This is a genomic window from Marinobacter sp. EN3, from assembly GCF_000475315.1.
GTDB lineage: Bacteria > Pseudomonadota > Gammaproteobacteria > Pseudomonadales > Oleiphilaceae > Marinobacter > Marinobacter nauticus.
This window is the reverse complement of the sequence record NZ_AXCC01000001.1, coordinates 776,031-788,953: the sequence shown is the minus strand read 5'-3', so window position 1 is coordinate 788,953 and position 12,923 is coordinate 776,031. Positions and strand designations below refer to the sequence as shown.

The following is a 12,923-nucleotide window of genomic DNA, read 5'->3' as shown; positions in this document are numbered from 1 at the left end:
CACGATGGGCCGGAATATGCAGTTGAACCAAGGTTGCGGGAGCGCAGCTTTGGTATCTGATGAAGGCGCTACCATCTTGAATGGCAGAATTGTCCAAGATTTACCTCGGCTTAACAAGCTTTGGTCAGCTGAGCCGTTCAACGTTGTTAATGGCCAATTAAAGTGACCCACTACTGGCCATTAATTTTGACCCACCCCCGGGTGGCCGTCAGGCCACAGAACCAGCTACTGTCCCCCGCTTTTATTGATGGCCGGGGGCATGTCAGTGAAGGAGTGGGTTGTGATACACAAGATCAAGGCACTGCACGATAACGGTAAAGGATTGTCGATCCGCGCCATCAGTCAGGAACTGGGGCTGTCCCGCAATACCGTCCGCAAGTATCTGCGGATGGATGAGAACGCAATTTCGGAACAGATTGAAGATCCCTCACGCACTAAGCGCCTCGACGATCACCGGGAGTACCTGGTGCATTTGCTCAAGCAATTTCCCAAGCTCAGCGCCGTCAAGATTGCCCGTAAGCTTCAGGCAAAGGTCGGCGACTTACCGGCCTCAGATCGCTCCCTTCGCCGCTATGTGCGAGCGCTCAAGGAGGAAGTGGCCTCGGCCCAGATGCGCTACTACGAACCCATTCTGGACGATGTGCCGGGTGTTCAGTGCCAGGTGGACCCCGGTGAGTTGCGAGGCGTGCTGATCAGTGGCGAAGAACGCACGCTGCATTTTGTGGTGTTCGTGCTGTCTTACTCGCGGTTGATGTACGTGGGTCTGGCCTTCCGGCCGCTGGATACCCAGACCTTTATCCAGCTCCATGACGAAGCCCTGCGTTACTTCGGCGGCCTGCCCGAGGAGTGCGTTTACGATCAGACCAAGCTGGTGGTGATCAACGAGCAGTACCGGGAGCTGAGCCTCAATCAACGGTTCCATGAGTATGCCACCACGGCAGGGTTCCGGATCCATGCCTGCGAAGGCTACGATCCGGAGAGTAAGGGCAAGGTGGAAGCCGGCGTGAAGTACGTCAAGCAGGATTGCCTTTACGGTGAAGTCTTCCGGGATCAGGAACACGTGCGCCAGCACGTGCAGGACTGGGTTGAGAGCGTGGCCAATGTCCGCATCCACGGCACCACCGGCGAACCACCCAGGGAACGCTTCGAACGGGATGAGCGAGAACACCTGGAGGCCTATCTGTCACCAGCTTGCGTGCAGCCGGTGGCCCACGAGACACGTCGGGCCGACAAGACCGGCCTGATCGCCTGGAAGGCCAACAAGTACTCTGTGCCCATGGCCTGGCAGCAGGCCCGGGTGGGCGTTCTGGAGTCCGGCGGCCAACTCCATATCAGCGACCTGAACACAGGCGACGTCATTGCCAGCCATACGCTGTGTTCCGATAAAGGCAAGGTGATCAAGAACACCCATCACTACCGCGATCATGCCGAGCGGGTGGCCACCCTTGAGAGCAAGATCAATGAGATGATCGGTAGCGAAGTCGGGCAACGGTTGTGCCAGCAACTCAAGCGTTCCGAGCCCAAGATCTACAAGGATCAGTTGGTGGCTACCCGTGACCTGCTCAAGCGCTATGCACCCGTGGATCCGGCATTGATCACGACGCTGGCAGAGCGTCGTGGCATGACCGCCACACGGCTGCAAAGCTACCTTGAAGCGGCCCAGGCCGCCGTTCTCCGGGAGCGGCAGCCGGAACCTCTGCCAGAACCCAAGGAAGCACTGGACCTAAGTGCTTACCGCCGTGTTGGCCACTCCAGTGGCCAGGGGGTGACCCATGAGCCAGCTTGAACAGACCGTGTCCCGTTACCGCAGTCTGCGCCTGAGCGCGGCCGCCGACGAACTGACCAGCCTGCTGGCCGAGGCTGAAGCCAACGAGATGTCCTATCTCAGCTTCGCGGACCGGCTTGCCGAACACGAACTGATCCAGCGCCAGGACAAGCGTATCCGTCGGAACCGGAAGATGGCCGCGTTCCCCGTCGAGAAGCGCCTGGAGGGCTTTGACTACCGGCACCAGACCACCATCACCAAACGTCAGGTCAATGCCTTGCTGGACTTCCAGTTCCTCGACGAACGGAACAACCTGGTGTTCATTGGCCCGCCGGGTGTGGGCAAGACCCACCTGGCCATCGGGATCGGCCACAAAGCCGTGGAAGCTGGCTACCGGGTGTTGTTCCGCAATGCCCTGGATCTGGTGGAAGAGCTGGAACTGGCCGAGATGAAGGGTGAGCTGAAAAAGCGGGTCAGCGCCTTGGCCAAATACGATCTACTGATCATTGATGAACTGGGTTACCTGCCCATGACTCGGCAGGCCCGCTATAACCTGTTCCAACTGATCAACAGCCTGTACGAATACCGGTCGATCATACTGACCACCAACAAGGACTTCACCAGCTGGGGCGAGTTCTTCCACGACGACAACGTGGCGGTGCCGATCATTGACCGGGTCATCCACCATTCACACATCTTTATGTTGGGAGGAGAAAGCTATCGACTGAAGCAGAAAGTTACAAGCTAGACTATAAAGGGTGGGTCAATTTTATTGGCCAAAGGTGGGTCAAAATAAATGGCCATTGACAAACGTTACTCGCAAAAGTTCCGAGAGCTTTACTGTAGATGATGCCCGTTTGACGGTCTCTATCATGGCGCAGCCAAGTGCAGTAGCTAAATTTATGAAAAAAAGAGGAGATGAGTCACTCGGGATTGGTTTTTTGGCGCGCTTCCTCGTGTGTAATCCAGATAGCTCACAAGGTACTAGGCTATTGAGGGGATCGCTTGAGGGAGATTGTGATGGTTATCAAGACTACCTTCAAAGAGCAAATGAAATACTCTGTAAAAAAGAGGGGCATGTTGAAAAGTCAAAGACTGGTAGGAAGATACTTCGTTTTACTGAGGAAGCCAAGATTTACTGGGAGTGGCTTTACAATGAAATCGAGCAGAACTTACGAATAAATGGGCGATTTCAGTATGCGAGGGATCATGGCTCAAAACTCGCTGAAAACATTACTAGGATTGCCGCATTGTTATCCTGCATTGAATATGGAGAGGATCAGAAGATATCGATTGATGTTCTGAAAGATGCAGAAGTGATGGGCTTTTACTTCTCTGACGTTTTTTTGCGGTGCTTTGAGTCGACTCCCGAATATGTGAAGGATCTGGGAGCGCTTAGAGATTATCTTCAAGGCGTACGGGATGATGGGCGTCGTTTTGTTAGAAAAAATAAAATTCGTCAGAGTGGGCCTTCTCGCATGAGGAATAAGCCTGTTCTAGATTTTAATTTGAATGAATTGGCTCGGCTTGGGGAGGTTTCGATTCTTGTTGCCAATAGTGGGATGTTGGTTGTTGATCTACACCCGCGCTATCCACATGACAACTTCCAATGGGGTCATTTTTGTTTGGAAAACAGAGTCCCGGCCACCGACTACAGAAGCTTGCTGTAATTTCGAAGTCTATTTTGGAGTTTGAAGTCTGATATTCCTGATATTTGTATCAGGAATATCAATGGCTCCAGGTCTTGGAGCAACACAAATGGTTACTATTTAATAATTTTTATTTTTTGTCTTTATTTTTGGGTGTTGTTGTGCTTGGTGAGGGTTCAGGGGTTGTCCTAATAATTCCTGAATGCGGTTAATAGTAATATTGTATTTTTGTGCGTCAGCATTTAATTAGTTTTTGATTGTTAAGTGCAGCAGGGTGTATGGATATAAAGGGTGGTAAGAGCTTGGTGATGAAAAAATATAGAGAAGCACAGAGGAAGAGATTAGTGGAGAATAAAAATCTTAATCTCCACTACGATAAACTATATCTTGGGCTTCCAGTACAGACGTCGGCAGGCCCTTTGATAAAAGAATGGTTGGAAAGAATTAGACTAAGTATTCTGGAGCAGCTAGCAAAACATAGCCGAGTCTTGGCTCTGAGAATTGATCTGAGGTTTCCAGCTAGCTATTGGGGGTACGAGGAAGGATTTCTCAATAATGATTTTCTGCACCATTTCAGGTCCCACCTCAAGGGAGCTCTTGATAGGCTCCCGGGTAATAGGAATCATGATTTAATGGTCTTGTTCGCTCGAGAGTATGATCAGCAACAGTGTAAACCACACTTTCATCTACTTATTCTTCTAAATGGGAATGCTATTCGAGGTACCGGGAAGTGGGACTTATCATGCGACAATCTTTATTCACGTCTTTATGAGGCATGGGCTTTTGCATTAGGGATGAGGGCGTATGAAATTGAGGGGTTGATTCATTTTGCCAATGGAGGGGTACATGAGAGCATGGGGCAAGGCTATGTTCGTTCTGGCTCTATGCTTCTGCAAAGAGGGGATGAGCAAATGTTTCAGAATCTATTTTGGGTAAGCTCTTATTTGGCAAAAGTAGAAACTAAAAACTTCTGTGACGGTTGTCGTCCTTTTGTTTCTCCACGACTGAAGTTTACCGACTGGTAACGCCTGGGTTTGTTGAACCGCTTTCACTGCACCCGGTATCGAGTTAGTCGTTTACCGGGTTTGCAGTTGATGGTCTAGGCGCTCGTTGAGAAGATGAAGTAGTTCTAGCGGGCCTGCCTCCAGGCCATGCTTTGTGTCCGTCAACATGTATTGAATAAGCCTTAAAATAAAGCTGAATGCACTGCGCCTGTATAAGTCTTTCACGACTACGATAAGCGACTACCATTGGTTGGTCGCCCCTACTGCTTGATTACCATTTCCGTTCAGTTTATAGCGTTTGGCCTGCAATATATGTTTTATTCAAGTCACGAAAAATCGGCGGACCATTGCCAAAGATAAAGTCACCTTGCCCTTTACATGGCGCTGGAAACAGGGCTCAGCTATGCTATTTGACGAAAGCAGTAATAGCCAGCGTACACAACGGGTTGGTCTCAACTCCCGACCGTTTACTAACAGATGTTGCTTTTACTCTGTGACAATGCCATAAACCGGGTTTTGAACATAACACCCGTTATGGGCAACTGCTCACGTAAAAATAAAGTGGCCTGAAACCGACATCATAAGTTGTCCGGTAAGGTCGCAAAGCGAACATTCAGGTTTTGGAATAACGCCGCGCTCTACGGCAAATTTGGAGCGCAGTGGAAAATATGTCCGGCAGCAGCGCCTTCTTTGGCGATACAAAGCACTGTAGGCAAATCAAATGGCCACCCCAAAAAGGGCACCGATCCCCGCAGTCAGGGCCATTGCCAGGGCGCCCCAAAAAGTTACCCGAGAAGCAGCCACAAGAACGGGAGCGCCCCCCGTTCTTGCTGCTAGTGAGCCCAGCAACGCAAGGAACAAGAGAGAGCTGCTTGGAACAGCCCACATAAGTATGTGACTCGGCAACAACAAAACGATGAGCAGGGGAAGTGCCGCGCCAACCGAGAATGTACCTGCCGACGCAAACGCGGCCTGAATCGGGCGAGCCGTCGATACCTCTGAAATACCAAGTTCATCGCGTGCGTGAGCCCCAAGCGCATCATGCTTCATGAGCTGAATTGCTACTGTGCTTGCAAGCTCTGGATCCAACCCTCGCCTTACGTAGATCTCAGCCAATTCCGCTTGTTCTTGTTCGGGCTCCCTAACGAGCTCTCCACTCTCTCTGGCAAGATCCGCCCGCTCCGTATCAGATTGAGAGCTGACTGACACATACTCACCCGCTGCCATCGACATAGCGCCTGCAACAAGACCGGCAACACCAGCAACCAAGACAGCCTTCGAGTCCGCCCCTGCCGCCGCAACCCCAAGAACCAGACTAGCGGTAGATACAATTCCATCATTTGCGCCCAGAACCGCAGCACGGAGCCAGCCAATCCGTTCTGTCCTGTGCCTTTCAGCATGCCTCATACCAAGTTCCAATTAAAAAGGAAGAGAAAGTTACTAACGTTTGCAGCATGCGCGCCCATGAAATGGAGCCGAAGGCGCAATGTAAAGGGTGGACTTACCCGGGTCCACTAGAAACTTCTAGCCTATGATTAGAGCATAGCAGAGAGTGCCATGAGCAACCAACGTTATCCCGCGGAATTCAAGAATGACGCGGTCTGGAATAGTGTGCGTGCTAATCAGCACGCGGTGCATCGAAAGATCGACCATAAGCAGACCTGAGAACCTGATGGCGATGCTTGAAAATGAACCGGTAAACCGGTGTCAGTAACAAGGTGAACATGGGCAACCTGCATTGAAATTCGACAGTGTCGGTTAGCCTGCATGCCGTCCCGTATCGATCTATGTTCCGATGATGGCGCCACAACCTATTGCAAAACGAGCTGGATTCTTCCGCGAATCCCACTTGTCGATCGATGCTAGCGAAAAAGAACTTGTGTCGATCGATAGGCACGATACCAAACAGGAGTATCCAGCTTGAAAACAGCACCCTACCAGTAGGCCAATCGGAGATTGCCTTGTTTGACCACTCGGAGGGGGCCGTCTGCGGATGAGAGGACTTAGCTCCCTATTGACCCCTTCCATCGTAAACAGCTCAGAGACAACTTCAGGACTGATTTCAAGATTGCTGGATATTTCAAATATCATTGTAGTCAACCGTGGGAGTTAACATGGCAATCACCCATACGCATCAATCGCATCCGGACATTTCCTCGACGATTCTGTCTGGCCTCTACAGCCAGGTCGGCAGGCCATCGATGAAGTCAAGGCAACAGTTTAATACCTGAAATCACCGATGCTCGCCGGTTTGAATGCCGGGCCTAAGTGACTCTGAGCCTCAGAAACGAAACTTACAGGTGGCCGTATAATATCCAGGCGCCCACCGCAACCAGCGTAAGACCGCCGAATATTTCTGCTCGGTGCCCCATCACAGCTCCGATAGCGCGGCCCAGCATTATGCCAATAGTCACCATCAGGGTTGTTGCCAGTCCGATTAAAGCCGCAGCAATCCAGATATTGACGTTGATAAATGCCAGGCTCACGCCCACCGCCATGGCGTCAATACTGGTACTGAAAGCGGTAATGCAGGTCCGGAGCAAGGACTTTTCCGCCGGCTTTTCTACGCCGTCTTCCTCGGGTTTCATACCCTCATAAATCATATGAAGACCGAGAATCATCAGTAGCGCAAACGCGATCCAGTGATCCCACGCTTCCACATAACCAGATGCTGACTTTCCGATCAGCCATCCTACCAATGGTGTAATGGCTTCTATTGAACCGAAGATGAGACCTATCTTAAAGGCTTCTGGAAGACGAGGGCTTTTTAGCGTCGCACCTCTGCCAATTGCAGCGGCAAAGGCATCTGTGGACATGGCAAAGGCAAGTAAAAGAAGGGTAATCGGGTTCATCTAACTGGCTCCGGTCGGGCATTTCGAGTCCACGATATATCCACACGCCCGACCTTGGGCATGGATATATCGATGGTCTCGCCAACCGAGAGGTGTTCGTACCATGGCATATGGCCAATTATGTTGATACGAACTCTTCCGAACTTCGGAAGCAGGCTACTCCCCAACGAAGCGCGAATATAGCAATCATCCATAGGGATCGCAAACTGCCCTGCCTTCATTGCAGGCTCAGCAAGTTTCCGGTGCGAAAGCGTGGTGTTCGGTGCATTGGTGTAATTCGACCGTTACATGCACCAGGGATCGACACTGGGCCTGAATGCGATCCTTGTAGACCGAAGGCGATTCGGGCTGGTGCGAAACCACCGAAACAATAGCAGCATGAATGTTGGGACCAATCGACCAGACGTGCAGGTCACCGACTTTTGCATCGTTATTTTCGACGGCCTGTTTGACAGTTTTTTCCAGGTCTTGATGCTGTTCGTCAAGGAGCACTTTCGAAGTGTCTTTCAACAGATGCCAGGACCAACGGGTGACCAGAATGGCACCGATGATACCCATCATAGGGTCCATCCAATTCCAACCAGCATATTTTCCGGCTAACAGTGCCACAATGGCCAGAACCGATGTCAGAGCATCCGCAAGCACATGAAAGTAGGCGGCACGGCGGTTATGATCATGGTGAGAATGGTCGTGGTGATGCCCGTGATCATGGCCGTGACTGTGTCCATGGTCATGCTCTGCACCCCCCAATATCCAGGCCGATACGCCGTTGACCACCAGGCCGATGATGGAAACAAAAATCGCACCGTCAAAGGAAATGGGGACTGGCTGTATAAACCGTCCCACGCTCTCGATGACCATGTAGAGGGCGAAGGCTGCCAGTAGAATCGCGCCGGTAAAACCACCAAGCGCATTAACTTTACCCGTACCAAAAGAGAACCGTGCGCTGCCTGCATTCTTCCTGGCATAGGCATAGGCGAATGCAGCAATACCAAGCGCTACTGCGTGCGACCCCATGTGAAGCCCGTCTGCCAACAATGCCATTGAGCCATAAATTATGCCGGCCAGAATTTCCCACACCATCATCGCAAGCGTGAGGCCTACGACAACAAGTGTGCGGGCCTCACCGGAGCGTCTTTTGTCCTGACCAAAAATGTGGTCGTGTTGCCAATGGTCAAGTCGTTCGTGGTGCATGGCAGTGTTCCTGGCGAGCGTGGAATGGCGGTCGGGAAAGCCGAGGCAGTCTTTTGATCTATACCTAAAGGGATATCAAACGGACGCTATGGTAACAAAATAATGGGCACCGCCCGGGTGATCCCACCAAACGACTGTGAAATCAAATCATATTGGAAAGCGGACTTTTTTTGCCACTCGACGCCTTGCTGGCCATGCATAATTTGTTAGCAAGACCGGCCATCCCACCAATCCAACTGCGCCAAAAACGCGGCGAAAACATCACAAACACACTGAGCAATTCCAACCTCCCCAGCAACATAGCAATTATCTAAAGACGCAGTACGAATGTTCGCTTTTGTTTAGTGAGCCTGGGATACGGGACGGTCGCAAAGCGGATGCTCGGCTTGGGGGCTTGCCAAGGCACTGGCTTGTTGCTTGATTGTCAGCTTTTTTTACGTTTATCCCCGGAAAGCTCCCTCTGGAACCTCGGTAACCGGTGATCTGTAAAGTGCTTTTCGGAAAAGGCACGGGTGGTGCATAGGCATTTAGTTATGATGGCTCTGGGTAGGGGGATTTATGAGAACGCTATATACACTCGGGCTGGCGTTTCTACTGGCAGGCTGCGATTCCGGGCGGGGTATTGAAGGCACCTATGTGGCTGACCAATCGGGCTTTGAGTTCATTTTTGATGGCGATGGAACTGTGCGGATGATTGGTTTTTTCGATCAGGCTGTCGAATTTGATTATGAGGTCGCCGATAACGAGATTAAGTTGGTTACGCCGGAGGGAAGGGTGGTGCTGACGCGCCTTGAAAATGGCAACTTTGACAGCCCGTGGGGCGAGATGGTGCGGCAGCGTTAGCGGGGGTGTTCGGCGACAATTAGGATGACCGGTCGACACAAGATCCCCGCGTTAACACCACATGTAATCATAAGCGTCTGGAAGTTGGCCCGCCAATCATACTGGATGAAATGACTGTGATTGGCCTTGAAGCTCCGGAGGAAAGACCTGACTCGAACGTTCGCTTTTGTTTAGCAGCAACCAAAGCTCAGCGGGCCGAGGAGGTTCATGAGAAGCACGATTTTCATGCTGTATGAAGTATCTGGTGAACCAGGCCAAGCCGCTGGCCAACCAGACCATTGTTTCAGAGAGAGTTATTGAGGCTGGCTAGTTCGATGAACAACAACACTGCGCATAAGTTAAAGCACATGCAGTGTACCGAAAGGTTCATCAGGTCGGATTGGTCGCAAAGCGAACGTCCAGATTGACCACAAAGTGGACCTTTTCCTGGGCCGCGCGACCTGTTACCTCCGCCTCCGATTCACTGGAAGTCCTGACGCCATGGGAATATCTGGCAAAACACAAACGGGCGGAAAACTCTAATCAGCGGTGCAACTAAAACAGGGATGTTTACAGGAATACCTGGCGAAACACCAACGAGCGGAAAACTCTAATCAGCGGTGCAACTGAAACAGGGATGTTTACATGTACAGCTCGCAGATTCTTGGTCTTCTTGTAGATCAATGTAGCTTTGCTACGTCTCATCGAATGGGTTGCGTAGACTGAAGGATCAAGTCCAATGCTGGTTATCCATTTTTTGACGAGACGGGCATATTGATGGGTAGTGATGTGGTCGAACTTTCTCATCCGACTCGGCCACAAATAATCCATACCTGAGAGTCCGCGCAATTCGATCCACGCTTCGACCGATTCGCGCGTCTTTTTCGTTATCTCAAATTGAACAGGTTGACTGGTTTTCTGCTGAGTGACTTGCGCCCGATCCAGAACCTCTCCGTTTCTGGAAATATCTCGAACCAAGAGCTTTACCAAATCGCAGGACCGGAGCTTGCAATCAATTGCCATGTTAAACATTGCCAGCTCTCGGATGTTATTAGCAATCTCCAACCGAATACGGATAGCCCATATTTGTTCGAGTTTGAGCGGTAGTTTCTGGCCAACGAGCTTTCCCTTGTTCCAGGGAGCTTTGCTGATAGGAAATGTCATGGTGTGGCCCTCTTCGGAGGGTAAGGGCCTTTAAGTATGGCTCAGAAAATTGTTTCCTGTTGTCCAACCTGGTCGCAAAGCGAATGGTCAGAGCGGTCTTTGGTACCTCAGGTGGGAAGGGTCAGTATCGCTGTTGCAATCGCAAAATAGATGAGAATGCCGGCGACGTCAGCGATGAACGTCACCACTGGCCCGCTGGCCGTTGCCGGATCCAGATTCAGCCGGTTGAGCAGAAATGGCAGCGACATACCGATCAGGCTCCCGGCCAGTACCACGATGACCATGGTCAGTGCGGCTACTGTTGCCATTTCCGGGCCGCTCCGCACGAGACCTATCCCCGCCACGGCGAAAGCCATGGTCAGGCCAAGGGCAAGCCCCACGCTAACCTCCCTGAGTAGCATTCGTCCCCAGTCCCTGGTGACCACGTCGCCCGTTGCCATGGCCCGGACCATCAGTGTGGCCGACTGCGTACCCGCGTTGCCAGAGCTGGCGATGAGGAGGGGCAGGAAAAACACCAGCCCGATGTGCGCTGCTAGGGTGTCTTCATACAAGGCGATGCTGGCGCCGGAAAAAACATTGGCAAATACAAGGAGGATGAGCCACAAAATACGTTTCTGGTAAAGTGTTTTCAGGCTTGCCTGGCCAACTCCACTGGGCATGGCACCGACGGTAGCGCCCTTGTGGAAGTCCTCTGTCGCCTCGGCTTCCTGAACATCCATGGCATCATCGTGGGTCACGATACCCACCATAGCTTCGTGGTCATCCACCACCGGAATAGCCAGCAGGTCGTAGTCTGCAATCAGTTTAGCGGCCTGGGACTGCGGATCATGGACATTGACGCTGACGGTATCCCGGTGAATCAGTTCCTCGACTTTCTGATCGTCGGGCGCGATCACCAGGCCGGCCAGGGTTATGGTGCCGAGCAGCCGGCGCTCACTGTCCAGAACATAGGCAATGTAGATGGTTTCCTTGTTCAGTGCTTGCGCTCTCAAACGCTCTACCGCCCGCCGTGCACTGATGTGGCCCGGAAGTGTTGCGTACTCGCTGGTCATGATGGCGCCAACGGTGCCTTCCTCATAACCGGCCAGTCGCAAGAGGTCCTCCCGTTCGGCTTTGGCCAGCGCCGGCATAAGGATTTCTTGTACATCCTCCGGCAACTCCTGATACAGGTCGGCCCGTTCATCGGCGTTCATTTCGGTAAAAAGGCGGGCCAATGCATGCTGATTCAGGCGGCGAACCATGCTGAGTTGGTGGGACGTGGACAGATAGGCTAGAACTTTTGCCTGCCGGGCTAGCTCCAGGCGGTCAAAAAGCCCGTAAGCGTAGTCAGGCTCAAGTTCGTCGATAACAGAGCCGACATCTGCCGGGTGACGACTGCTGAGCAGCGCTAGCGCCTGCTCCCAGTTATCCTGACCCAGTAACTCCCTGATTTGATCTTTCAGCTCCAATTCAATAGCTTCGGTCATAAGCAACCCATTACATAAGAAAAAAGACTGTCCGAGACGCGCCTTGAACTATTTCATTGGCTCAACCAGGTGACATGCCAACGGCATTTACATTAGGACAGCGTATATAACCAGTGCAAGAACAATCCGGTAGAGCACATAGGGCCACATGCCCACCTTGTTCAGCCACTTCAGGAAGAAGTGGATGGCTATGATTGCCATGATGAACGAAGTAACCCCGCCCACCAGAAAACCGGACCAGTCGACGGCGACCTCCGATGTGGCCGCTTCCAACAGCTTCACCGCCGAAGCCAGGGCGGTAATCGGAATGGCCAGCAGGAACGAAAACCGGGAGGCGGTCTGCCGGCTCATTCCCAGAAACAGGCCGGCGGTGATGGTGGCACCGGAGCGGGAAGTGCCCGGTATCAGCGAAAGAGCCTGTGCACAGCCCACGATAATGGCATCTTTCCAGGTCAGGTCGTCCAGAGTCCGGCCCTGGTTGGGTCGCCAGTCGGCCCAACCCAGCAGCAGCCCGAATACCAGGGTGGTAAAGAAAATGACCTCCACCGCGCGAAGCTCGTTGTCGATCATATCCAGCAGCGCCAGCCCGGCCAGGCCGGCGGGGATGGTGCCGATCACCAGGAACCAGGCCATGTTGCCCTGGCCGACCATCTGGCGCCGGGCCAGGGAGGTAAGCCCATCGCGGGTAATGCCAAACACGTCTTGACGGAAGTACAGCACCACCGCTAGCAAAGTGCCCACATGCACAGCCAGGTCAAAGCCGACACCCTGATCTTCCCAGTCAAAGAAAGCGGGGATCAGGATCAGGTGGCCGGAGCTGGAAATGGGTAGAAACTCGGTCAATCCCTGCAGAATGCCTAGGAAAAATGCCTGGAAGTAGTCCATGAAATGTTGTCCCTTTGCTGGCGGGGAATCGCTGTCAGATTGCCAGCGGGGGATCGTATCAGGTGGTGGCCAGCCGGAACAGGCAAAGGGTTATGTGATCGGCAGCCGCCTCCCTGCTCGGG

At 52.4% G+C, this 12,923-nt stretch carries 11 protein-coding genes and 1 riboswitch; of the genes, 5 read left to right on the top strand and 6 right to left on the bottom strand.

The genetic code is table 11. The features are described from left to right. The first annotated feature begins 280 nt into the window (after window positions 1–280). From istA to Q675_RS23180, 4 genes are all read left to right on the top strand, one after another. Window positions 281–1,786, top strand: a complete 1,506-nt coding sequence (istA, locus tag Q675_RS23190) for an IS21 family transposase (protein ID WP_023010647.1) — start codon at window positions 281–283, stop codon at window positions 1,784–1,786. Continuing rightward, window positions 1,773–2,513 carry an IS21-like element helper ATPase IstB gene (gene istB / locus Q675_RS23185; RefSeq protein WP_023010646.1) on the top strand — a complete coding sequence of 247 codons (741 nt, stop codon included), beginning with the start codon at window positions 1,773–1,775 and terminating at the stop codon, window positions 2,511–2,513. Before istA ends, istB begins: the two co-directional genes overlap by 14 nt. A 10-nt stretch (window positions 2,514–2,523) precedes the next feature. Further along, window positions 2,524–3,435: a DUF3987 domain-containing protein gene (locus tag Q675_RS0119030; RefSeq protein WP_081698831.1), complete on the top strand. Its 912-nt coding sequence runs from the start codon at window positions 2,524–2,526 to the stop codon at window positions 3,433–3,435. A gap of 257 nt (window positions 3,436–3,692) precedes the next feature. Continuing rightward, window positions 3,693–4,439, top strand: coding sequence for an inovirus-type Gp2 protein (locus Q675_RS23180; protein ID WP_023010644.1), 747 nt, complete (start codon window positions 3,693–3,695; stop codon window positions 4,437–4,439). A gap of 696 nt (window positions 4,440–5,135) precedes the next feature. Here the strand turns inward: Q675_RS23180 and Q675_RS23175 are convergent. The 3 genes from Q675_RS23175 to dmeF all read right to left on the bottom strand — a co-directional run bounded on the left by Q675_RS23175 (window position 5,136) and on the right by dmeF (window position 8,464). Continuing rightward, entirely contained in the window at window positions 5,136–5,825 is a 690-nt protein-coding gene (locus tag Q675_RS23175) for a VIT family protein (RefSeq protein ID WP_022989546.1), read from the bottom strand. An 887-nt stretch (window positions 5,826–6,712) separates the two neighbouring features. Beyond that, window positions 6,713–7,270, bottom strand: coding sequence for a manganese efflux pump MntP family protein (locus Q675_RS23170; protein ID WP_023010643.1), 558 nt, complete (start codon window positions 7,268–7,270; stop codon window positions 6,713–6,715). 8 nt (window positions 7,271–7,278) lie between these two features. Further along, a riboswitch (yybP-ykoY riboswitch) is annotated at window positions 7,279–7,447 on the bottom strand. A 51-nt stretch (window positions 7,448–7,498) separates the two neighbouring features. Continuing rightward, window positions 7,499–8,464: a CDF family Co(II)/Ni(II) efflux transporter DmeF gene (gene dmeF, locus Q675_RS23160; protein WP_022989549.1), complete on the bottom strand. Its 966-nt coding sequence runs from the start codon at window positions 8,462–8,464 to the stop codon at window positions 7,499–7,501. Window positions 8,465–9,022: 558 nt separating this feature from the next. On the opposite strand from dmeF, the gene Q675_RS23155 reads away from it, so the two are divergent. Then, window positions 9,023–9,307 carry a hypothetical protein gene (locus Q675_RS23155; RefSeq protein ID WP_022989550.1) on the top strand — a complete coding sequence of 95 codons (285 nt, stop codon included), beginning with the start codon at window positions 9,023–9,025 and terminating at the stop codon, window positions 9,305–9,307. A gap of 549 nt (window positions 9,308–9,856) precedes the next feature. On the opposite strand, the gene Q675_RS23150 is transcribed toward Q675_RS23155, so the two are convergent. The 3 genes from Q675_RS23150 to Q675_RS23140 form a co-directional block, all read right to left on the bottom strand. After that, window positions 9,857–10,450 (bottom strand): tyrosine-type recombinase/integrase, encoded by a 594-nt coding sequence (locus Q675_RS23150; RefSeq protein ID WP_023010642.1) that lies wholly within the window; start codon window positions 10,448–10,450, stop codon window positions 9,857–9,859. A gap of 107 nt (window positions 10,451–10,557) precedes the next feature. Beyond that, complete coding sequence (mgtE, locus tag Q675_RS23145; protein ID WP_023010641.1) at window positions 10,558–11,916, bottom strand: magnesium transporter; 1,359 nt, start codon at window positions 11,914–11,916, stop codon at window positions 10,558–10,560. 87 nt (window positions 11,917–12,003) lie between these two features. After that, window positions 12,004–12,801 carry an undecaprenyl-diphosphate phosphatase gene (locus Q675_RS23140; RefSeq protein ID WP_023010640.1) on the bottom strand — a complete coding sequence of 266 codons (798 nt, stop codon included), beginning with the start codon at window positions 12,799–12,801 and terminating at the stop codon, window positions 12,004–12,006. Window positions 12,802–12,923: the final 122 nt, after the last annotated feature.

Coding starts and splice junctions, on each gene's coding strand:
- istB (WP_023010646.1), top strand. CDS start 1,773: ATGAGCCAGCTTGAACAGACCGTGTCCCGTTACCGCAGTCTGCGCCTG.
- Q675_RS23180 (WP_023010644.1), top strand. CDS start 3,693: ATGGATATAAAGGGTGGTAAGAGCTTGGTGATGAAAAAATATAGAGAA.
- Q675_RS23175 (WP_022989546.1), bottom strand. CDS start 5,825: ATGAGGCATGCTGAAAGGCACAGGACAGAACGGATTGGCTGGCTCCGT.
- Q675_RS23170 (WP_023010643.1), bottom strand. CDS start 7,270: ATGAACCCGATTACCCTTCTTTTACTTGCCTTTGCCATGTCCACAGAT.
- dmeF (WP_022989549.1), bottom strand. CDS start 8,464: ATGCACCACGAACGACTTGACCATTGGCAACACGACCACATTTTTGGT.
- Q675_RS23155 (WP_022989550.1), top strand. CDS start 9,023: ATGAGAACGCTATATACACTCGGGCTGGCGTTTCTACTGGCAGGCTGC.
- Q675_RS23150 (WP_023010642.1), bottom strand. CDS start 10,450: ATGACATTTCCTATCAGCAAAGCTCCCTGGAACAAGGGAAAGCTCGTT.
- mgtE (WP_023010641.1), bottom strand. CDS start 11,916: ATGACCGAAGCTATTGAATTGGAGCTGAAAGATCAAATCAGGGAGTTA.
- Q675_RS23140 (WP_023010640.1), bottom strand. CDS start 12,801: ATGGACTACTTCCAGGCATTTTTCCTAGGCATTCTGCAGGGATTGACC.